Consider the following 21,357-nt stretch of genomic DNA (forward strand, 5'->3'; position numbering starts at 1 on the left):
ATGGTATTATAAAGTCCTTTGAAGCATGTAGGTGCATAAATCTTATAGTATTTAACAACGAGTGCTTTAAAATAAATAGGGAAGTTTGCCTGACCAGCTAGATATTTGGAGAAAGAAATTAGATACTGCTGAGCCTATCGTAATACTGAGTAAAATATAAATAAGTTGAATTTGAAATACTCGATTCTTCTTAAATAGTTTCTCCACCATAAAAGCTTGTAATGCGTAAAAAGTAATAGCAATAAAAAACAGATGAGATAAAATGCCCAGTAATGCTTCTTGTCCTATCGCTTCATACAGTTCCATGCTACCCCTCCTTCAATTTACTTCACCTTAAAAAACGGGCAGATACTATATCTGCCCGTTAAAAATGAATTAGATATTACCCTCATGAACGTTGATACGATTCAACGCACGTTTTAATGCTAGGTCAGCACGTTTGAAATCAATGTCGTCTTGTTTACTTTGAAGACGTCCTTCAGCGCGTTTAACGGCTTCTTTAGCACGTTGAACATCGATGTTTTCAGCAATTTCAGCAGAAGGCGCTAAAATTGAGATCTTTTCTGGACGAACTTCAATGAAACCACCGCTTACAGCAACTATATCAGTCGAACCGTTTTCTTTTTTCAGCTTCACTGCACCAATTGCAAGTGGAGCAACCATTGGAATATGGCCTGCAAGAACACCGATTTCTCCTGAAGTTGTTTTAGCGATTACCATTGATACTTCAGAATCGTATACTGGGCCGTCGGGAGTGACAATATTGACTTGAACTGTCTTCATATTTTTTCCTCCTCGTCCCTAGTATTAAACCTCTACGCCCATGCTTTTCGCTTTTTCAACTACTTCATCAATAGAACCAACTAGACGGAAAGCATCTTCTGGAAGGTGATCCCATTTGCCATCAAGGATTTCCTTGAATGAACGAACAGTTTCTTTTACAGGTACATAAGAACCTTTTTGACCAGTGAATTGTTCCGCTACGTGGAAGTTTTGTGATAAGAAGAATTGAATACGACGAGCACGTTCTACTGTTTGTTTGTCTTCATCAGATAACTCATCCATACCTAAGATTGCAATGATATCTTGTAATTCACGGTAACGTTGGATTGTACGTTGTACACCAGTAGCAATTGCGTAGTGCTCAGCGCCTACGATTTCAGGTGATAATGCACGAGAAGTCGAAGCTAATGGGTCAACCGCAGGGTAGATACCCATTTCTGATAATTTACGCTCAAGGTTAGTAGTTGCATCTAAGTGGGCGAAAGTTGTAGCTGGAGCCGGGTCAGTATAGTCATCGGCTGGTACATAAATCGCTTGGATAGAAGTTACAGATCCTTTGTTCGTAGATGTGATACGTTCTTGTAGTTTACCCATTTCAGTTGCAAGTGTTGGTTGGTAACCTACCGCAGAAGGCATACGACCTAATAGGGCAGAAACCTCTGAACCTGCTTGTGTGAAACGGAAGATATTGTCGATGAATAAAAGTACGTCAGCGCCTTGCTCATCACGGAAGTATTCCGCCATTGTAAGACCAGTTAAAGCTACACGCATACGTGCACCAGGAGGCTCGTTCATTTGACCGAATACCATCGCTGTTTGCTTGATAACGCCTGAATCGCTCATCTCGAAGAATAAGTCGTTCCCTTCACGAGTACGCTCACCTACACCAGCAAATACAGAGATACCTGAGTGCTCTTGTGCGATGTTATTAATTAATTCTTGGATTAATACTGTTTTACCTACACCAGCACCACCGAATAGACCGATCTTACCACCTTTAATATAAGGTGCTAATAAGTCTACTACTTTGATACCTGTTTCAAGAATTTCAACTGTAGTTGAAAGTTCATCGAAAGATGGAGCTTCGCGGTGAATTGAATCACGACGAGCATCTGCTGGAATCTCTTCACCTAAGTCAATTACTTCTCCAAGTACGTTGAATACACGACCTAGTGTCACTTCACCAACTGGTACTGAGATAGCTTTTCCTAAGTCTGTTACTTCTGCTCCACGTTGTAAGCCATCAGTAGATGACATTGCAATTGTACGAACAGAATCATCGCCTAAATGAAGTGCAACTTCTAATGCAAGAGTTGTTGGTTCTTCATTAGGACGTTCAATCTTAACTGTTAATGAGTTATAGATTGCTGGTAATTGGCCGTTTTCGAATTTTACGTCGACAACTGGACCCATTACTTGAATAACATGTCCTTTATTCATTACTGTGTACCCTCCTATCGTATTCTTATACGACATTGGTGAGCTGAGCCTATTCTAAGGCTGCAGCTCCACCAACGATTTCTGTAATTTCTTGTGTAATCGCTGCTTGACGTGCACGGTTATATTGCAATGAAAGATCTGCAATAAGATCAGATGCATTATCAGTTGCATTTTTCATAGCAGTCATACGAGAAGCATGTTCACTTGCTTTTCCATCCAATAATGCGCCATAAACTAAGCTTTCCGCGTATTGTGGAAGTAATACTTCAAGAATTGCTTCGCCAGATGGTTCGAATTCATAAGAAGCTTTACTGTTTACAGGTGCGATATCTGTTAATGGAAGAAGTTTTTTCTCTGTCACTTCGTTAGCAATTGCGCTGACAAAGTGATTATAGTACATATAAAGCTCATCATACGTACCGTCAATGAACATACCAACAGCATTACGAGCGATTTCTTTAATATCAGCGAATGTTGGTTGGTCAGGAAGAGCAACAACACTGCTGATGACATTATGATCACGTTTCACAAAGTAATCACGAACAACACGACCTACTGCTAAAATAACGTATTCGTCTTTTGATTTATGACGCTCGTTAATTGTACGTTGTACTTGACGTAGGATACTTGAGTTGTAAGCACCTGCTAGACCACGGTCAGAACCAATGACTAAGTAAGCTGTTTTCTTTACAGGACGAGCAGTTAACATTGGGTGTCCACTGTCTTTTGTACCTGCTGCAATCGCGCCTACTACGTCTTGGATTTTTTCCATATAAGGAACGTAAGCTTTAGCATTTTGCTCTGCACGACGTAACTTTGAAGAAGAAACCATCTGCATCGCTTTCGTAATTTGTTTCGTACTCTTTGTTGAATTAATACGACCTTTTATTTCGCGTAAGTTTACCACTGGTATTTCACCACCTTTTGTTTTTTAATCAAGTGACTAGCTAGAACTTATTCTGATTTAGCGAATGTTTTCTTGAATGCATTGATTGCTGCTTCATAATCCGCATCCGGAGCAAGCTCTTTTGTAGTACGAACATGATCTAGAACGTTAGTGTGGTTTGAATCTAACCAGCTTAAGAATTCGTTTTCGAAACGAACGATATCTTGTACTGGGATATCATCTAAATGACCTTTAGTTAATGCATATAGGATAGCAACTTGTTTTTCAACTTTAAGTGGTTTGTTTAGGTCTTGTTTAAGCACTTCAACCGTACGTTTACCACGTTCAAGTTTAGCAAGTGTAATTTTATCTAAATCTGAACCGAATTGAGCAAATGATTCAAGCTCACGGAATGCAGCTAAGTCAAGACGTAGTGTACCCGCAACTTTTTTCATTGCTTTAATTTGAGCTGATCCACCTACACGTGATACTGAAAGACCTGCGTTGATCGCTGGACGTACACCTGAGTTGAATAAGTCAGATTGTAAGAAGATTTGACCATCAGTAATTGAGATTACGTTAGTTGGGATGTATGCAGAGATATCCCCAGCTTGTGTCTCTACGAATGGAAGAGCTGTGATAGAACCACAGTTGTAAGTTTCATTTAACTTCGCAGCACGTTCAAGTAAGCGGCTGTGTAAGTAGAATACATCACCAGGGTATGCTTCACGACCTGGAGGACGGCGTAGAAGAAGTGAAAGTTCACGGTAAGCTGATGCTTGTTTAGAAAGATCATCATACACGATTAAAACGTGTTTACCTTGTAACATGAATTCTTCTGCCATAGAAACACCAGCAAATGGTGCTAAGTATAATAATGGAGCAGGTTGAGATGCTGCTGCAGTTACAACGATTGTATAATCTAAAGCACCATGTTTACGTAAAGTCTCAACAACACCACGTACAGTAGATTCTTTTTGACCGATTGCAACATAGATACAAATCATGTTTTCACCGTTTTGGTTTAAGATTGTATCGATTGCTACAGATGTTTTACCTACTTGACGGTCACCGATGATTAACTCACGTTGACCACGACCGATTGGCACTAATGCGTCAATCGCTTTAATACCCGTTTGTAGTGGTTCGTGTACTGATTTACGAGCCATTACACCGAAAGCTGGGCTTTCGATTGGACGAGATTTTGTAGCGTTGATAGGACCTTGTCCATCCACTGGTTGACCAAGTGGGTTTACAACACGACCAATCAGTTCTTCACCAACTGGTACTTCCATGATACGACCTGTACGACGAACTTCATCGCCTTCTTTGATGTCAGTGTATGGACCTAAGATTACGATACCAACGTTACCTTCTTCTAGGTTTTGAGCCATACCCATAACACCGTTAGAGAACTCTAAAAGCTCTCCAGCCATGGCGTTGTCGAGGCCATGAGCAAGAGCGATACCGTCACCAATACGGATAACTGTACCAACTTCGCTTACTTTAAGTTCAGATTCATAATTCTCAATCTGTTGTTTAATCAGACTGCTGATTTCTTCAGCCTTGATGCCCATGTATGTCACCTCTCACATTTCTAAATTATTAACCGATTAATTCACGTTTTAGACGCTCTAGTTTGTTAACTACTGAGCTGTCATAAATATGGTTACCGATTTGAACACGAATACCACCAAGTAAAGTTGGATCGATTTCGTTTGTAATGTTTAATGATTGTTTTCCAACAAGTTTCGCAAATGCTGTCGAAATATTAGCGCTTTCTTCTGCAGAAAGTGCACGTGTTGAAAATACTGTTGCATCTGCCATACCTTGTGCTTGTGCAGCAAGCTCAGCATATGCATTGGCAATTAGCTTAATCTCGTTTACACGTTTTTTCTCAACTAGAAGTTGAACCGTGTGTAAAACTTCTGGTGTTGCACCAGTGAAGATTTCAGCTACCATTTGTTTTTTACGTTCGATGGAGAACTTAGGCGCACTTAAAAGCGTTAAAAAATCAGGAGATTCTTTCATTACTTTTGTTAGTTCGTTTAAGTCTGCTCCAACTTCAGTAAGATTGTTTTTTTGTTGCGCTAATTCAAAAAGCGCTTGAGCGTAACGTTTTGCTACAGTTGAATTACTCATCGAGCTTCGCCTGCCTTCGCAATCGTCTCTTCAATTAGAGCACGGTTGTCTGCCTCAGAAATCTCTTTGCTAAGGACTTTAGATGCTGCAAGTACAGATAATGAAACGACTTCATCACGTACTGCTGCAATAGCTTTTTCTTTTTCAGACTCAATTTCACGTAAAGCCGATTCTTTTAAGCGGTTTGCTTCATTGCGCGCTACAGTAAGAATTTCTTCTTTTTGTAGTTCGCCTTGTTTCTTAGCGCCTTCAACAATCGATTGTGCTTCCGTACGAGCTTCTTTAAGAAGGCTCTTTTGTTCTTCTAAAAATTGGTGCGATTCTTTGCGCGCTTTTTCAGCTGCTTCGATTTCACTCGCTACTAATTCTTCACGTTGCTGCATGATGCCCATAAGTGGACCCCAAGCGAATTTCTTAAGTAATAACATTAACACTATGAAGATAACCAATGTTGAGATGATGTCACCATTGTTAAAACCTCCACCAGTGCCAGCACCTAGTACAAGATAATCTAAAAACACGATTGTTTCACTCCCTTCAAGAGCTTTAACTTCAACATAATTTAATGATTAAAAAAACTACCTATTTTAAAAAGCTATATCTACACATAGCTTTTATCCGTTCCAAAATGAAGGGCGAAGTTTCATCTGGTGAATCCTGCTTCGCCACTAGTAAAATTCAGTGTTCAACTGAATTATTTGTTCATTACGATGAATGCTACTACTACTGCGATGATCGGTAGGGCTTCAACTAATGCAACCCCGATGAACATTGTAGTTTGAAGAACGCCACGAGCTTCTGGTTGACGAGCGATACCTTCTACTGTTTTTGATACGATAAGACCGTTACCAATACCTGCACCAAGTGCACCTAAACCGATTGCGATTGCTGCTGCTAATAAACCTAATGAACCTGTCATTTGAAAATTTCCTCCTTGGAATTGTTTGTTTTTTTGTGATTCAAGCATAGGATATATGCTTTATATTAATGGTCATCGCTCACTTTATGAGCCATGTAAACCATTGTTAACATTGTGAAGATAAAGGCTTGGATAAAGCCGATGAAAATTGAGAAACCTTGCCATGCCATCATAGGAACGATTGCCCCGATGAATCCCACAGCACCTGATGATGCTAAACCTGCAAGTAAGCCAAGTAAAATCTCACCCGCGTAAATGTTACCGTAAAGACGTAAACCTAATGTTAATGTGTTTGCAAATTCTTCTACTATTTTCAGCGGGAACATGAATGACATTGGTTTGAAGAATGTACCAACATAATGACCTGTACCCTTCATTTTAACACCATAGTATTGCGTTAAGACTAAAATCATTGCTGCCAATGTCATCGTAACTGTAGGGTCAGCTGTTGGTGATTTCCACCATAGCTGATGATCATAGACGATAGAGAATGGAAGACCTAGTAAGTTAGATACTGCGATAAACATAATTAGCGTAATGGCTAGAACGTGGAATCGACCACCAGTTTTCCAGTCCATGTTGCTTTTAATAATATTCTTAACGAAATCCATAATCCATTCCATAAAGTTTTGCATACCAGTAGGTTTTAACTTTAGGCTTCTAGTTGAAATAAAGGCAATTAAAAATACGATAATTGCTGCAACCAGTAACATCATAACTGTCGATTTATTAAATGTTAAAAAACCGACTTCTAGTAACGGAGCTTCATGATTCATTGTTATTTTTCACCTCTCTTTCTAATTTAAAGCACATTAGCGGTTCCTTACATGTGACACAATTCTCTCGACAAAGAGAAAAACGTACGGAATCATTAGCCCTATAACCGTGCTAATTAAGTGAAAATAGTTTGGCAACGAAATGGCTATTGCGACTGCCGCAACACCTGATCCAAAGCGAAGTGCTGTACCAAGTGAGCCTATCTTCTTCCCTTCACTAATGGATCTGTCAAACTTCTCCATACGTCGAACTAGAATCCAAAAATTATACGTACCAAAAAATGCACCTATTGCGATGCCCGCAAAAACAGTTTGATAGGGAGTAAACCCCCAGCCTAATGCGCAGAGTGCAAGCAAAAAAAATAACGCCCTCTTCTGCACAGCAAAAATGTGATGCAAATCTAGCATTGGTTATAATCTCCTGAATCATTTTTTCGAGTAATGAAAACGTTTGCTGACCACTATGTGAAATCAGAAAAGAGCAGTGAAAGACACTACTCACAGCGGAATAGTAATGGGAGAGTCATTTCAATTACAGGTGTAAATGCCCAAAAATAACTTACACCCCTTACCGACTCGGTAAAAACCGAAACGCACAAAACGTTGCAAATCGACAGTTTTATTTTGAACTGTCAATTTAGTAGAAAGTTGATATAACAAGTGTTTCAACGTCCTATTTATGAACTGAAACCCTTATCATTCTTACCCTTTGTAAGCATACAATAGGTGATATTTGAAGTCAATTGGTAAAGGAGAAAAACTTCACAGCCTATATACTCTTGTCAAATTGTTGACAAATTTGTGTATGAAATTTCATAGTTTCAAAAGTTCCCAACCTTCTCACACGAAAAAAAAGCTAATTTACGACATGATTATGCTCGTAAATTAGCTTACCCATTTCAATAGGTACATTAGACTTATTTTTCCGAATTAAATATAGTACATTAATTAGTTCTTTGTAAAAATTCTAGCAGTGCCTCAACAATACGCTTCGATGCATGCCCATCTCCATATGGATTCGATGCTTTCGCCATTACTTCGTAGGCATTTTTATCTGTTAGTAATTCCTTTGCTAAGGCATAGATTGTTTCTTCTTCCGTTCCTGCTAGCTTTAATGTGCCAGCTTCAATACCTTCTGGACGTTCTGTCGTATCTCTTAGAACAAGCACTGGTTTCCCTAATGAAGGTGCTTCTTCTTGTACGCCACCTGAGTCCGTTAAAATCATATATGAATTTGCCGCAAAATTATGGAAATCAAACACTTCAAGAGGCTCTATTAAATGTACACGTTCATTGTCTCCTAAGATTTCATTCGCAATTTCTCTAACAGCTGGATTCATATGCACTGGATATACAACTTGAACATCCTCATGCTCTGTTAATATTCTCGTAATCGCTTTGAACATATGGCGCATTGGTTCACCCAGATTTTCACGACGATGTGCCGTTAATAAAATCATGCGATCTTCGCCAATCTTATCTAATACAGGGTGTGTGTAGTGCTCACTGACCGTTGTTGCTAATGCGTCAATGGCTGTATTTCCTGTCACAAAAATCGTGTCTGGATTTTTATTTTCATCTAGCAGGTTCTTTTTAGATACTTCCGTTGGAGCAAAATGTAAATCTGCCATCACACCTGTTAGCTGACGATTCATTTCCTCTGGATATGGTGAATACTTGTTCCATGTACGTAAGCCTGCTTCCACATGCCCTATAGCAATTTGGTTATAGAATGCCGCCAAGCTCGCAATGAAGGTTGTTGCTGTATCACCATGTACCAAAACGATATCTGGTTGTGCTTCTTTCATTACTTTATCTAAGCCCTGTAATGCGTTTGTCGTTACATCAATTAATGTTTGACGATCCTTCATTATATTTAAATCATAGTTTGGTGTTATGTTAAATGTCTCTAATACTTGGTCGAGCATTTGGCGATGCTGTGCTGTTACGGTTACAATAGATTCTATTTGCTCAGGATACTTTTGTAACTCCAAAACGAGAGGAGCCATTTTAATTGCTTCTGGTCTTGTACCAAAAATCGTCATTACTTTCCATTTTTTTATCAAAACGATCTGCACCGTCCTTTTTGTTATTGTATGAAATGGTCAACTACATCTATTAATGGTCATCAATAGACGTACTTGCCTACACATACTAGGAAACGCCCTTCAATTTGAAGGACGCTTTCACAAGTTATTAGTTTCCTAAATGAGGAAATTACATGTATTGATTTTTATTTTGTACCGAATAGACGGTCTCCGGCATCACCTAAACCAGGTACAATATAGCCATGATCGTTTAATTTTTCATCGAGTGCAGCAATATAAATATCTACATCAGAATGTTCTTCTTGAATAGCTTTTACACCCTCTGGTGCAGCGATTAAGCACATGAATTTAATGTTTTTAGCTCCACGTTTTTTCAGTGAGTGGATGGCTTCCACTGCTGAACCACCAGTTGCAAGCATTGGATCTACAATGATGAAATCACGCTCTTCCACATCTGCTGGAAGTTTTGCATAATATTCAACTGGTTTTAACGTTTCAGGATCACGATAAAGACCAATATGACCAACTTTAGCCGCTGGGATAAGCTTTAATACGCCATCTACCATACCGATACCTGCACGTAGAATTGGTACAATCGCAAGCTTTTTACCAGAAAGTACTTTTGTTTTGGCAATTGTTACAGGTGTTTCAATTTCAATTTCTTCTACTGGCATATCACGTGTGATTTCAAACGCCATAAGTGTTGCTACTTCGTCTACTAGCTCACGAAATTCTTTTGTTCCTGTGTTCTTGTCGCGAATATAAGTTAATTTGTGTTGGATTAGTGGATGATCAAATACATAGACTTTGCTCAAAGGGATTCTCTCCTCACCGTTCGGATTTCATTTTTATCTCAACTAGTATAACAGAAAAAAGGAGTCGCCTCAAAAATTAATTTAGGACGACTCCTTTTGTTATTTTATATTTGTCAAAAATAAGCTATTGATCAAGAATTTTATCTACTTGTTCAATGGGCATTGGCTTATAATAAAAATAGCCTTGTCCTACTGTACAGCCTAGTGCACGTAAAATTTCTACCTGCTCTTCCGTTTCAATGCCCTCTGCAACTGAAATCATCCCTAAGTTTAATGCCAACTGAATAATGGAGCGTACAATCGCAAGCGTTGCCGCATCTTCAATCGCATTAATAAAGCTACGATCAATCTTTAATTCAGTGAAGGGTAGCTGTTGTAGATAGCTTAATGATGAAAAACCTGTTCCAAAATCATCTACTGATGTTTTAAAACCATAGCTTTTTAATTCTTGAATAATTTTAAAGGCAGATTGAAAGTCTACTAAACCAATATTTTCAGTCACCTCTAAAATAATATAGCTAGGGTCAATATTATATTTTTGAACAAGTTTCAGTGTATCCTGAACGAAATGCGTATAGTAAAAATGATCAGGTGAGATATTAACTGCAATTTTCACTAATTTCTTTCCTAGCCGTTGACGTTCTGAAAGCCATGAAAGCACAGTCTCTAAAACAAGAACATCTATTTCCAGAACCTTCCCGGTACTCTCAGCTACTGGAATGAAGATGGCTGGTGACACAAAGCCTAGTTTTGGAGAAATCCACCGTGCCAGTGCCTCAATACTGTGTATTTCACCATTACGTAAGTCTACCTTAGGCTGTAAATGGACTGTAATTTCTTTATTTTTGATTGCTTGTGATAAATGATTTAAAACCGTCATTTTCTGTATAAGCACATCATTTTTTTCTGTTGTAAAAATTTCAGTATGTGTACCTGGTCTATCAATTGCAAAGGAAAGAGCATTATCAGCAAAGCGAATCGCATCAATGATTTTTGTGTCATTATTATAGGAAGCGATTCCTGTTTTTAGCGTGATATAGATTTGCTTTCCCCCTATAATAAAGGGCTGACGAATTGTTTCCTTTATCCGCTTATCATACTCCTGTAAATTTTCATTGTGTGCCAACGTAGACATAATAAGACTAGAGCTTGTAAATCTAGCAACATATTCATTATCTTCTGGCTTGTCTTGCTCCAATCTTTTAGCGAGTTGCCTTAAAAGCTCATCTCCAACCTCACGCCCGTAAAGTTCCACCACTTGATGAAATTCACTTGGTTTTAATATTTTGATAAAACCGCTTAAACCATGCTCCACTTCTTTTTCAATCGAATTAACAAAGCTATGACGATTAGGTAGACCCGTTGTAATATCCGTGTAGGCTAAATCCCAAATTTTTTTTTGAGTTCGAGCATAGGTAACAGCCAACGCAACAAGTGACCCCATTTTTTGAAGCATATTTTTAAAAGACATTTGGTCGCTTCGTGTTTTTTGAAAATAGATCGAAAATAGCCCTATCACTTGCCGTTGTTGATTGCGTATAGGTACAAACCATCCATACGGCTTTTCAAATAATGTAGCATATTGTTTATGTTCCTCAGGGATATTTACTTCATCTAAATTTTCCACGAGCCTAGCATTTCCTGATTGCATTACTTCAATAAAAAATGCATTGTTTTCACAGCATCTTGGCACACTTTCCTCCGGATCATTACCTGTGAAAACTTGTAATTGATTGGACTCTGTTTTTACCAGAACCATACTTGCAATATTCGGCGTAAAAAAATCATCCAGTCCACGGCAAATAATTTTCATCTTTTGTTCAAGAGTGCTATCTCGCTCGATGGCCTTATACATATCATTTTCTAATCTCATGAGGAAGTCTTCAGTACGGTAATACGTTACATCCTTCACAAGCACTAAAACATATTTCGTACGATTAGCCTCATTGCAAAATGGTAATGCTTGTATCTCTGCCCAAAAGGGCGATTTATTAATGCCATTATGATAGAGCTTTGCCTGGACCATTATGCCGTTATGTATTTTTTCTTTTATCATTTTTATGGTTGTCTTTTTTTCATCTATAGAGAGCCATGAAAAATAATCAGTATTTAGGATTTGTGAACGCGAAGCATTTGTAAGCATACAAAATGAATCATTACACGCTAGTATGCCATGATGATTTGTCGCATCAAAAATAACGTAGCTTTCTTTCGAATTATCCCCTAATTTACGAATGCTACTTAATAAAACATCATTTTCTATGTCTAATGATTTAGTGACCATCCAATCCCTCCATCTCTATCACTTCATCCCATTTCCATTGTACATAAAATTCAAATAAATTTTCACCTTTATGAAAAAAAACTTCTTTTCTAGGACATTATCTGTCCTTAAACCCTACTTATCTATTTTATGTAAATTTATTCAAAAACAAGATGATTATTCTATTTTTTCGGAAAAAATATGTTTTTTATAGTTTAGTCCTAAATTCACAAAATAAAAGGCTGTATTTAAAGTAACAAATGTACTTTAAACACAGCCCTCTCATTCTATTATGCGTATAATGGGTGTCTATCTGTTAATGCTTTTACACGATCTTTTGCTTCTGCTTTAACTGCTTCATCTTCAGGATTTTTAAGAACCGCAGCAATAATTGCTCCAACTTCTTTCATATCTTCTTCTTTAAAGCCGCGAGAAGTAACAGCTGGCGTACCGATACGAATACCAGAAGTAACAAATGGCGATTCTGTATCGTAAGGAATTGTGTTTTTATTCGTTGTAATACCTACTTCATCTAGTGCATGCTCTGCTACTTTACCTGTTAAACCAAGTGATTTTACATTTAACAGTAATAGGTGGTTATCTGTACCACCAGAAACGATTTCAACGCCTTCAGCAATTAGTACTTCAGCTAAAGCTTTGGCATTCGCTTTAATTTGCTTTGCATAGTCTTTAAATTCTGGTTGTAATACTTCGCCAAATGCTACAGCTTTTGCAGCAATGACATGCATTAATGGACCACCTTGAATTCCTGGAAATACAGATTTATTTAATTTTTGCTCCCATTCTTTTGAAGCAAGAATTAAACCACCACGTGGTCCACGTAATGTTTTATGCGTTGTTGATGTAACAAAATCAGCATACGGCACTGGTGATTGATGTTCACCAGCAGCTACAAGACCAGCAATGTGTGCCATATCCACCATGAAGTATGCACCCACTTCGTCTGCGATTTCACGGAATTTAGAGAAGTCAATTTCACGTGGGTAGGCAGAAGCACCAGCAACGATCAGTTTTGGTTTATGTTCTAATGCTTTTTGACGTACATCTTCATAATCGATTACTTGATTTTCTTTCGTTACACCATATTCCACAAAGTTATATAGGATACCAGAGAAGTTTACTGGAGATCCATGTGTTAAGTGACCACCATGAGAAAGGTTCATACCAAGAACTGTGTCACCTGGTTCTAAAATTGTATGGTAAACAGCCATGTTTGCTTGTGCACCAGAGTGTGGTTGTACATTAGCATATTCTGCTCCAAAAATTTCTTTCACGCGATCACGTGCAATATTTTCTACTACGTCTACATGTTCACAACCACCGTAGTAGCGTTTACCTGGATAGCCTTCAGCGTATTTATTTGTCAGTACTGATCCTTGTGCTTCCATAACCGCTTCGGAAACAAAGTTTTCAGATGCAATCAATTCAATATTTGCTTGTTGACGTTTTTTTTCTGCAAGAATTCCGTCTAATACTGCTTTGTCTTGTACTGCTAATTTTTCATATGCCATGTTTGAAAAAGCCTCCTAAAGTATCGTTAATTATCTATACCACTTATAATAAGGGTACTTATTTATATATTGCACGTTCTCCGCCAATTAGCTTTGGACGTGTTGTTGCAACCGTAACAATCGCTTCTCCCACCATTTTCACTGATGTTCGAACGGGAACAGCTACTGCTTTCAAATGCATACCAATTAATGTTTGTCCAATATCAATACCTGCATGTGCCTGTATTGTTTCAACAACCACTGGATTAGCAAATTGTGTATAGGCATAAGCAGACATCGATCCACCTGCTGTACGTACTGGAACTACTGCTACTTCATCATAGCCAAATCGTTCAGCCGTCGATGCCTCCATAGTAATAGCGCGGTTAATATGCTCACAGCCTTGGAATGCTAAATGTAATTGATGTTTCGATGCAAATTCTTGTAACGGCTCATAAATGGCTTCAGCTATTTCCAATGCCCCTGCTGTGCCAATTTTCTGACCAATCACTTCAGATGTAGAGCACCCTACAACAAAAATTGTATGAGGTCGTAACGTTACCTGCTCTTCAAACTCACTGAGTAACTGAGTCAAATGCGTTCGTATTTGTTTTACTACCATTAAGCTCAGCTCCTTCATCTATATCCATTAAAATCATGCCATATAGGACATCCTTGACGAATGCCATATATGGAATCATGAAACAATTATTGCTCTAGCTCAGCAATTTTTTCTATGCGGCGTGTATGACGGCCACCTTCAAACTCTGTTTCTAGCCAAGTTTGGACGATTTCACGTGCAAGGCCTGGACCAATGACACGTTCACCCATGGCTATAATATTTGAGTCATTATGGCAACGTGTTGCCTTGGCACTGAATACATCATGCACTAATGCACAACGAATGCCCTTCACCTTATTAGCAGCAATGGACATACCAATTCCTGTGCCACAAATTAAAATACCTTTATCAAATTCTCCATTAGCAACACCTTCAGAAACAGGTTTTGCATAATCAGGATAGTCTACTGAATCCGCAGATTGTGGACCAAAATCTTCGTAGCTAATATGAAGTTCATCTAATAGCTGCATAATCTCACGACGTAAGTTGTTGCCTCCGTGATCAGAAGAAATTGCTATTCTCACTGGGTTCCCTCTTTTCGAATTATAGTCACCCTTAGTGTACCACTTCTTTCTGAAGAATAACATGATTTTTCTTGTTTTTTTATGCTGATTTCTCCTGAAAGACGAACATTTATTGTATATTAACATAAAAATATTCACTTTTAAACTCGTTTTTCTGTGGATAATGTGAATATCATGTTAATAAGTTCGGATAAAGGTCCTTTGTTGTAATATTCCATCTTCTGAAGTTTTTTTAGCTTTTCACTTACGATGGACATAAATACTTTGACAGAGTGTGATCTTAAGATGGAAGCTCTCTAATAAAAAAGGCTATACATAAATCCGATTTTACGTCGCATTTATGTATAGCCTTTAGAACTATGCTTGTCTATCAAATTGTTGAATCATCTTATGCAATGCTTCCGATTGCTTTTTCAAACTTTGAGCCAAATGCTCTACCTGCTCGATAGCATAAGCTTGCTCTTCAGCGGCGCTACGAACTTCCTGTGCACCTGCTGACGTTTCTTCAGCAATGGCTGCAACTTCTTGTGATTGGCGAGCTGTCGTTTCAATATTATGCATTTGCTGTTCAATTAACGAGGAAATTTCAACAATTGCTGTTGCCATTTCATGTACGTTGGAAGCCATACCTTCAACGGCTGTCGTTGTTTCAGAAACGCGATCAGCTTCCTTCGTCGCAAATGCTACTTGTTCATTCATTTGTTTAACAACTACCTCTACATTTTGCTGCATGGACTGAATTAAAGCTGTAATACCTTGGACAGCTTTCGCACTTTCATCAGCCAAACCGCGAACTTCCTCAGCTACCACTGCGAAGCCCTTTCCATGCTCTCCTGCTCGTGCTGCTTCAATCGAGGCATTTAATGCCAGTAAATTTGTTTGTGCCGCAATGTCACCAACTAAACTAATAATCCGTTCTACTTGGCCAGCATTTTCTTCAAGTGCATGAATACTTTTTAGTGCCTCATTATTACCTGTAGCAATTTGCTGAATACTATTCACTAATATTTCGATGGCCTTTGTTGTTGTCGATAAATTATGTAGAATCTCTTTTGATTGTGATGCTGATGCTTCTGCTCTACTATTTACTTCTGTTGCAAGAGCTCGCACATCTTCAATAGCTTCGGCAGTGTCTTGTACAGCTGTTGCAGATGCTTCTGCTCCTGCAGATATATGCTTCACAGTAGAGGCAATTCCTTCTGCCTTTCTAGTTGCCACTCCCGCCTCATCAGATAGCTGAATAATTGATTGATTTGTTTGCTGAAAGTTTTGATCGATACTTTCCACCATTTGACGCAGATTTAACACCATTTGTTGGAACGCCTCAGCAACGGATCGAATTTCATCATTTGTTTTAGGCATTTGTACATCCTGTCCAATTTTCCCCTCAGCTACAAGGATTGCTGAATGTTCGAGCTGCTGTAAAGGTTTGATTAAGATCACGCTTAACAACGCCGCTAATATACCTGACCATATAATACCTAATGCGTAGGTAATTACCTCAAAAACCATTCGATTCGTGTCTGGGAAGAAAGTAGGTTGTAAAAACTCAATGAATATAAAACTGACACTGTAGGTGATAAGCGCAAGTACACTAACAAATAATACCAATTTAAGCCGTAAACCAAATTGTTTTTTCATAGGGCCCCTCAATTCTTTTCAAGTTTTTGTATTAATTGATCAACTAATTCCTTTAATTCTGCAAATGTTGCTTCATATATTGCTTTATTGCCACCATAAGGATCTACTACATTTTCCAGACTGCCCTCATTTGTATATTCTTTCAAGGTAAATACTTTATGTTCAGCTTCTGGATAATTTGAAATCACGGCGTCTTTGTGAGCAGTCGTCATCGTTAAAATTAAGTCTGCCCATGCCATTTCTGTCATTGATAATTGCGTTGCAAAATGCTGATGTGACATTTGCGCTTCATTTAACACTTGTTGTGCATGTGCTGACATTTGTGCATTTGGCATGGCATAAATACCTGCTGAGCGCACCTCTACATTGTTGATTTGTTTATGTTTTAAAATAACTTCTGCCATCGGACTGCGACAAGTATTGCCTGTACAAACAAATAATATTTTCACACTTATCACTCTCCAATTTCATTTATTGTTGAATAGCTAGAATGCTCATGATAATAAATATAACGCCAGCAGCTATTTGAATTTTATTGCCAAAAAATACTTGGCTTCTACGGGCAATGACTAATGAACCATAAGCGCAAATTAGAGCGCTCAAGCCTGCACTCATGATAAAAATAGTTTTTTCTAAGTTAAGCATACCAAAAGAAACACTAACTGAAAAGGTATCTAGGCTTGCAGTCACAGCCAAAATTACAGGTGATATTGTTACTTTTTCATCTCGATGAGAGAATAATAGTAAATGCATACCAATACAAAATAATAAAATACTTGAAATCCATTGTCCCCATTCTAATAGAAATCGAACTAAATAGCTTCCTAGCTCAAAGCCTAATAACGGGAAAAGCATATGCAATGCTGCTGTCCATAATGACAAAAATAAGCGATATCTAACATTTGGCAGTAAGACATATAGACCAATCACATCAACAGACGTTAGTATACCTGCAAGAATTCCCTGCAAGAACGCACTCCTTCTCTCCCTAATATTTTATCATTTTATGCTCGAAAATACATTATTATCATAATTGTCCACAATAGTTTTTCTTTTATATTTTGTAATGATAAACAAAAAGGACAAAAGACATGATTTATATCAATGTCTTTTGTCGCTAATGTACCTGAACTATATTCATTTATAATGAATACCATTTGCCTCCAGAGGCCTTTTCAAGTCTATTCATGATAGCTGCTCCTACACCTTCTGTTGAGGTTGTTGTTGCTAATATAATGGTAGCGGCGGTTTTATCACATGCTCTAAGTGCATTGTATAAGTTCGCACCCATTTCTTGTTTACTTCCAACTTCACCAATTGAGAAGTAAAAATCAGCTTTGATATCTTCAAAATTCACTGGTGCAAGCAATGCTACTACATGTCCTTCTCGCTGCATTCGCTGAACAGCCTCGCTGACTTTCTCATAATGACAATCTATTAAATACACAGGAGCATTTGGAGCATAATGTGTATATTTCATGCCTGGTGCTTTAGGCGTTGTTTCTAGCTTCTGCTCTATATTGGTTGGTTGAATAACGGGACCTATCTTCGCCTCAAGCATTTCCTTTGTAATGCCACCTGGACGTAAAATTACTGGAGGTTCATGTGTCACATCTAACACAGTAGATTCGAGCCCAATGCCTGTAGAACCTCCATCCAAAATATAAGGTATGTATCCTCCCAAATCATCTAATACATGGACTGCCTCTGTAGGGCTTGGTTTACCGCTACGATTGGCACTTGGTGCAGCAAGCGGTTTTTGAAGCTGCTGTAGCAATGCGAGTGCTACTGGATGATTCGGCATTCGAATGCCCACTGTTGATAACCCAGCTGTGACACTTTGTGCTAAAACATTTGGCTTTGCTGGCATTACAAGCGTTAAGGGGCCGGGCCAAAAGAAATCCATGCACTGTTTGGCTACTTCAGAAATTTGATCGATATAAATGGCTACTTCCTCTTTTGTCCCCACATGGACAATTAAAGGATTATCTGAAGGTCGGCCTTTTGCTTCAAATATCTTTTTCACTGCCAAATCATTTGTGGCCACTGCTCCTAAGCCATAAACCGTTTCTGTCGGAAATGCTACTACCTCTCCCGCATTTAAGATATCCACAGCTTGTGTATAATTAATCTGACTATTCACATTACTGTCCACAACCTTGCAAACGGTTTCCATCATTAAAACCTACCTTCAATTATTGGTTTTTACTGAATTATCCACATAATGTTTATAACTTACGAAAAAATGTGTATAAGTTGTCTGAATTTGTGCACAATTCATTCAAAAAGTCCTTTAATCCATTCCCATATAAAGAATGTTACTTGCTCTTTTTCTTCTTTTACTTCTTCTTTTACTTCTTCTTTTTCAGGCTCACAAATAGATGGGAAGATACTGCACCACCAGTTATCCCCACGTGCATCACCAATCTTCACAACAATCGAGTGATACACATTTTGTGGATAGAGTACAGCACCTTGTCTTTTTGGTGGAAATAAGTTATCCCCAATGACAATCTGTGTATCCATCTGTGGATAATTTTCGCTCAATTCTGTTTCAATTTGTTGTTTTAGCGAAAGAATTTGCTCACTCCCTACATTGCCAGCAGTGGCTACTTGCATAAAGTATGGCTTTAATTCTTGGACAAGCTGCTCTTTCTCTAGCTGATCTTGTGTCGTATTACTGTTCGCAATAACACGTATACGAAAATCGTTTTCTTGCTCATCATTGGTAGCTTCCTTGGCAAAGCCTACTAATGATGGAATATATAAAATACATAATTGTAAAGCAATCGCGATTAATACTAGTCTAGCAAAAGCTAGAAAGATATTTTGTTTAGGTAATCTAATAATCTTGTATTCATTTAACATATAAATCCCTCCTTGCTCAACATTGTTGGCAAGATTAAGAAACTTTATACATGAATCTCACAAAAAATCATTCGAGGCTTACCGTTAATATCTTTTTCTATTGAAACTGTCGCATGTGGAAAACTATCTTGAAAGAATTTGGCTACTTGCTCACCTTGTGTATAACCGATTTCTAACCCAATCAATGCTGGTTTATTCATGTAGGCTGGTAGTTGCTCAGCTAATTTTCTATACAAAATCAGACCATCTTCCTCAGCAAATAGTGCACTATGTGGCTCATGCTCTAGTACAACATTCGACATTTCCTGTGCCTCATCAAAGGCAATATACGGTGGGTTTGATAAGACAACATCCAATTTTTCTCCTGCAAGTGGCGCTGTTAAATCGCCCAACCTAAAATCAATATCAGCCTCTAATCGTTGAGCATTTTTTTGCGCCGTCGCTAGTGCATCCTGTGATAAATCAGTGGCTACAACAGTTAGCGCTGGACATTCCAGTTTCATCGAAATAGCAATAGCTCCACTGCCTGTACCGATATCAGCCAACTTCAGGGTTTGTTGTGAAAATAGTTTAGGCAGGCGATTGATTGTACCAAGTACTAGCTCCTCTGTTTCTGGCCGAGGAATTAAGACAGATTCATCGACTAGGAAGGAGCGGCCATAAAATTCTTCACTTCCAACACAATATTGTACAGGGCGGCCATTGACATGTTCTTCTATGAGCGCTTTAAATTTCACTTGCTGTGCTGCTGTTAATTCATCCTGTAAGTGCAACATAACTTCTGAATAACTTGTACCAAGTACATGTTGCATGACGATACGTGCTGCTGTTTGCTCACGACCATTATCCACTAAAAAAGAAGAAGCCCACTCTAGGGCCTCCATCACATTTTTATAAGTCATCATTTAATCGCTCTAACTTCGATGCTTGTTCTTCTAAAATAAGGGCATCGATAATCTCGCCTAGTCTTCCTTCGACGATTTGATCTAGCTTTTGAATCGTTAAACCTATACGGTGATCTGTTACACGGTTTTGTGGATAATTGTATGTGCGAATTCGCTCGGAGCGATCGCCTGAGCCTACAGCAGATTTACGTGTAGCATCAATTTCTTTTTGTGCTTCTTGCATATACATATCAGCAACACGAGCACGTAGAATTTTCATGGCTTTTTCACGATTTTTAATTTGTGAGCGTTCATCCTGCATCGAAACCACAACACCTGTTGGTAAATGGGTCATACGAACAGCAGACATCGTTGTATTTACAGATTGACCACCAGCACCTGAAGAGGCAAATGTATCTACACGAATATCCTTTTCATGGATTTCAACATCTACTTCCTCCACTTCAGGTAAACACGCAACTGTTGCCGTCGATGTATGAATACGACCTTGAGATTCGGTAGCAGGGACACGTTGTACGCGGTGTGCACCATTTTCGAATTTGAATTTTGAATAGGCTCCTTGTCCGTTAATCATAAAGATTACTTCTTTATAGCCGCCCATTGGGTTTGGTGTAGCTTCCATAATATCAATTTTCCAGCCTTGTGTTTCCGCATAGCGAGAGTACATACGGAATAAATCACCCGCAAAAATATTGGCCTCGTCACCACCAGCTGCTCCACGAATTTCCATGATAACGTTTTTATTATCATTAGGATCTTTAGGAATTAATAAAATGCGTAGACGTTCTTCTAGCTCTTCCTGCTGTGCTTTTAATAGGTTAAATTCTTCCTTTACCATCTCATGCATATCAGGATCTTTTTCACTATCTAACATTTCACGAGTATCTACTATCTGCTCTTTAACACTTTTATATTCACGATAAGTATCCACTGTTTCTTGGATATCTGATTGTTCCTTAGAATATTCACGTAATTTCTTACTATCATTCACAATATCCGGATCGCTCAAAAGCTCTGTTAGCCTTTCATAACGATCCTCCACTGCTTGTAATCGATCAAACATGGATTTCACCTCTATTTAGTTTTTTAAGGTATGCTCCTTTTTGACAAAGAAGCTTTTATTCAGTAATTACAATGTTTATTTCCACTACTTAGTATAAGAAAAATTTCGCATGTATGCTACTTTTTCTTAGCGTATCCACCTGTCTATTGGC

At 38.4% G+C, this 21,357-nt stretch carries 23 protein-coding genes; all 23 read right to left on the minus strand.

Features of this window, described 5'->3' with window-relative positions:
• Positions 1-66: 66 nt before the first annotated feature.
• Positions 67-306, minus strand: coding sequence for a DUF1146 family protein (locus CRI88_RS05230; RefSeq protein ID WP_036123606.1), 240 nt, complete (start codon positions 304-306; stop codon positions 67-69).
• A gap of 69 nt (positions 307-375) precedes the next feature.
• Complete coding sequence (locus tag CRI88_RS05235; protein WP_036123609.1) at positions 376-783, minus strand: F0F1 ATP synthase subunit epsilon; 408 nt, start codon at positions 781-783, stop codon at positions 376-378.
• 24 nt (positions 784-807) lie between these two features.
• Positions 808-2,223, minus strand: coding sequence for a F0F1 ATP synthase subunit beta (gene atpD / locus CRI88_RS05240; protein WP_089932989.1), 1,416 nt, complete (start codon positions 2,221-2,223; stop codon positions 808-810).
• Positions 2,224-2,272: 49 nt separating this feature from the next.
• Positions 2,273-3,130, minus strand: a complete 858-nt coding sequence (gene atpG / locus CRI88_RS05245; protein ID WP_036123615.1) for an ATP synthase F1 subunit gamma — start codon at positions 3,128-3,130, stop codon at positions 2,273-2,275.
• Positions 3,131-3,177: 47 nt separating this feature from the next.
• Positions 3,178-4,686, minus strand: a complete 1,509-nt coding sequence (gene atpA, locus CRI88_RS05250; RefSeq protein ID WP_036123620.1) for a F0F1 ATP synthase subunit alpha — start codon at positions 4,684-4,686, stop codon at positions 3,178-3,180.
• 28 nt (positions 4,687-4,714) lie between these two features.
• Positions 4,715-5,251 carry a F0F1 ATP synthase subunit delta gene (locus CRI88_RS05255; protein WP_036123623.1) on the minus strand — a complete coding sequence of 179 codons (537 nt, stop codon included), beginning with the start codon at positions 5,249-5,251 and terminating at the stop codon, positions 4,715-4,717.
• Positions 5,248-5,772 carry a F0F1 ATP synthase subunit B gene (gene atpF / locus CRI88_RS05260; RefSeq protein ID WP_089932992.1) on the minus strand — a complete coding sequence of 175 codons (525 nt, stop codon included), beginning with the start codon at positions 5,770-5,772 and terminating at the stop codon, positions 5,248-5,250. The genes CRI88_RS05255 and atpF overlap by 4 nt, the downstream gene beginning before the upstream one ends.
• A gap of 173 nt (positions 5,773-5,945) precedes the next feature.
• Positions 5,946-6,170 carry a F0F1 ATP synthase subunit C gene (atpE, locus tag CRI88_RS05265; RefSeq protein ID WP_004269474.1) on the minus strand — a complete coding sequence of 75 codons (225 nt, stop codon included), beginning with the start codon at positions 6,168-6,170 and terminating at the stop codon, positions 5,946-5,948.
• 65 nt (positions 6,171-6,235) lie between these two features.
• Positions 6,236-6,946: a F0F1 ATP synthase subunit A gene (gene atpB, locus CRI88_RS05270; protein WP_058843803.1), complete on the minus strand. Its 711-nt coding sequence runs from the start codon at positions 6,944-6,946 to the stop codon at positions 6,236-6,238.
• Positions 6,947-6,982: 36 nt separating this feature from the next.
• Complete coding sequence (locus tag CRI88_RS05275) at positions 6,983-7,354, minus strand: ATP synthase subunit I (protein WP_036123631.1); 372 nt, start codon at positions 7,352-7,354, stop codon at positions 6,983-6,985.
• A gap of 536 nt (positions 7,355-7,890) precedes the next feature.
• Positions 7,891-9,012 (minus strand): non-hydrolyzing UDP-N-acetylglucosamine 2-epimerase, encoded by a 1,122-nt coding sequence (wecB, locus tag CRI88_RS05280; RefSeq protein WP_036123633.1) that lies wholly within the window; start codon positions 9,010-9,012, stop codon positions 7,891-7,893.
• A 167-nt stretch (positions 9,013-9,179) separates the two neighbouring features.
• Entirely contained in the window at positions 9,180-9,809 is a 630-nt protein-coding gene (upp, locus tag CRI88_RS05285; RefSeq protein ID WP_004269470.1) for a uracil phosphoribosyltransferase, read from the minus strand.
• 124 nt (positions 9,810-9,933) lie between these two features.
• On the minus strand, positions 9,934-12,093 hold the full coding sequence (locus tag CRI88_RS05290; protein ID WP_036123637.1) for an EAL domain-containing protein: 2,160 nt from the start codon (positions 12,091-12,093) through the stop codon (positions 9,934-9,936).
• A gap of 269 nt (positions 12,094-12,362) precedes the next feature.
• Positions 12,363-13,604 (minus strand): serine hydroxymethyltransferase, encoded by a 1,242-nt coding sequence (glyA, locus tag CRI88_RS05295; RefSeq protein ID WP_036123640.1) that lies wholly within the window; start codon positions 13,602-13,604, stop codon positions 12,363-12,365.
• A gap of 58 nt (positions 13,605-13,662) precedes the next feature.
• On the minus strand, positions 13,663-14,205 hold the full coding sequence (locus CRI88_RS05300; protein ID WP_101966466.1) for a TIGR01440 family protein: 543 nt from the start codon (positions 14,203-14,205) through the stop codon (positions 13,663-13,665).
• An 86-nt stretch (positions 14,206-14,291) separates the two neighbouring features.
• Complete coding sequence (gene rpiB / locus CRI88_RS05305; protein ID WP_036123645.1) at positions 14,292-14,729, minus strand: ribose 5-phosphate isomerase B; 438 nt, start codon at positions 14,727-14,729, stop codon at positions 14,292-14,294.
• Between the two features lie 357 nt (positions 14,730-15,086).
• A complete protein-coding gene (locus CRI88_RS05310; RefSeq protein WP_058843798.1) occupies positions 15,087-16,370 on the minus strand; it encodes a methyl-accepting chemotaxis protein in 1,284 nt (427 codons plus the stop codon).
• An 8-nt stretch (positions 16,371-16,378) separates the two neighbouring features.
• Positions 16,379-16,819 carry a low molecular weight protein arginine phosphatase gene (locus tag CRI88_RS05315; RefSeq protein WP_036123665.1) on the minus strand — a complete coding sequence of 147 codons (441 nt, stop codon included), beginning with the start codon at positions 16,817-16,819 and terminating at the stop codon, positions 16,379-16,381.
• Between the two features lie 22 nt (positions 16,820-16,841).
• Positions 16,842-17,339 (minus strand): manganese efflux pump MntP, encoded by a 498-nt coding sequence (locus CRI88_RS05320; protein ID WP_036123667.1) that lies wholly within the window; start codon positions 17,337-17,339, stop codon positions 16,842-16,844.
• 172 nt (positions 17,340-17,511) lie between these two features.
• On the minus strand, positions 17,512-18,546 hold the full coding sequence (locus CRI88_RS05325; RefSeq protein ID WP_089933130.1) for an L-threonylcarbamoyladenylate synthase: 1,035 nt from the start codon (positions 18,544-18,546) through the stop codon (positions 17,512-17,514).
• A gap of 101 nt (positions 18,547-18,647) precedes the next feature.
• The gene (locus CRI88_RS05330; RefSeq protein ID WP_036123670.1) at positions 18,648-19,238 is read right to left on the minus strand and encodes a stage II sporulation protein R; all 591 of its coding nucleotides are present in this window, start codon (positions 19,236-19,238) and stop codon (positions 18,648-18,650) included.
• Between the two features lie 44 nt (positions 19,239-19,282).
• On the minus strand, positions 19,283-20,143 hold the full coding sequence (gene prmC, locus CRI88_RS05335) for a peptide chain release factor N(5)-glutamine methyltransferase (protein ID WP_101966467.1): 861 nt from the start codon (positions 20,141-20,143) through the stop codon (positions 19,283-19,285).
• Positions 20,130-21,206 carry a peptide chain release factor 1 gene (gene prfA / locus CRI88_RS05340; protein ID WP_036123674.1) on the minus strand — a complete coding sequence of 359 codons (1,077 nt, stop codon included), beginning with the start codon at positions 21,204-21,206 and terminating at the stop codon, positions 20,130-20,132. The genes prmC and prfA overlap by 14 nt, the downstream gene beginning before the upstream one ends.
• Positions 21,207-21,357 lie beyond the last annotated feature (151 nt).

The organism is Lysinibacillus fusiformis (assembly GCF_002845985.1).
Classification (GTDB): domain Bacteria; phylum Bacillota; class Bacilli; order Bacillales_A; family Planococcaceae; genus Lysinibacillus; species Lysinibacillus fusiformis_D.

Bases quoted from the DNA above. Each gene is read 5' to 3' on its own strand.
- CRI88_RS05330 (WP_036123670.1), bottom strand. From the start codon at position 19,238: ATGTTAAATGAATACAAGATTATTAGATTACCTAAACAAAATATCTTT.
- prmC (WP_101966467.1), bottom strand. From the start codon at position 20,143: ATGATGACTTATAAAAATGTGATGGAGGCCCTAGAGTGGGCTTCTTCT.
- glyA (WP_036123640.1), bottom strand. From the start codon at position 13,604: ATGGCATATGAAAAATTAGCAGTACAAGACAAAGCAGTATTAGACGGA.
- CRI88_RS05275 (WP_036123631.1), bottom strand. From the start codon at position 7,354: ATGCTAGATTTGCATCACATTTTTGCTGTGCAGAAGAGGGCGTTATTT.
- atpB (WP_058843803.1), bottom strand. From the start codon at position 6,946: ATGAATCATGAAGCTCCGTTACTAGAAGTCGGTTTTTTAACATTTAAT.
- atpE (WP_004269474.1), bottom strand. From the start codon at position 6,170: ATGACAGGTTCATTAGGTTTATTAGCAGCAGCAATCGCAATCGGTTTA.
- CRI88_RS05235 (WP_036123609.1), bottom strand. From the start codon at position 783: ATGAAGACAGTTCAAGTCAATATTGTCACTCCCGACGGCCCAGTATAC.
- CRI88_RS05300 (WP_101966466.1), bottom strand. From the start codon at position 14,205: ATGGTAGTAAAACAAATACGAACGCATTTGACTCAGTTACTCAGTGAG.
- CRI88_RS05255 (WP_036123623.1), bottom strand. From the start codon at position 5,251: ATGAGTAATTCAACTGTAGCAAAACGTTACGCTCAAGCGCTTTTTGAA.
- atpA (WP_036123620.1), bottom strand. From the start codon at position 4,686: ATGGGCATCAAGGCTGAAGAAATCAGCAGTCTGATTAAACAACAGATT.
- prfA (WP_036123674.1), bottom strand. From the start codon at position 21,206: ATGTTTGATCGATTACAAGCAGTGGAGGATCGTTATGAAAGGCTAACA.
- CRI88_RS05230 (WP_036123606.1), bottom strand. From the start codon at position 306: ATGGAACTGTATGAAGCGATAGGACAAGAAGCATTACTGGGCATTTTA.
- CRI88_RS05325 (WP_089933130.1), bottom strand. From the start codon at position 18,546: ATGGAAACCGTTTGCAAGGTTGTGGACAGTAATGTGAATAGTCAGATT.
- CRI88_RS05290 (WP_036123637.1), bottom strand. From the start codon at position 12,093: ATGGTCACTAAATCATTAGACATAGAAAATGATGTTTTATTAAGTAGC.
- atpD (WP_089932989.1), bottom strand. From the start codon at position 2,223: ATGAATAAAGGACATGTTATTCAAGTAATGGGTCCAGTTGTCGACGTA.
- CRI88_RS05310 (WP_058843798.1), bottom strand. From the start codon at position 16,370: ATGAAAAAACAATTTGGTTTACGGCTTAAATTGGTATTATTTGTTAGT.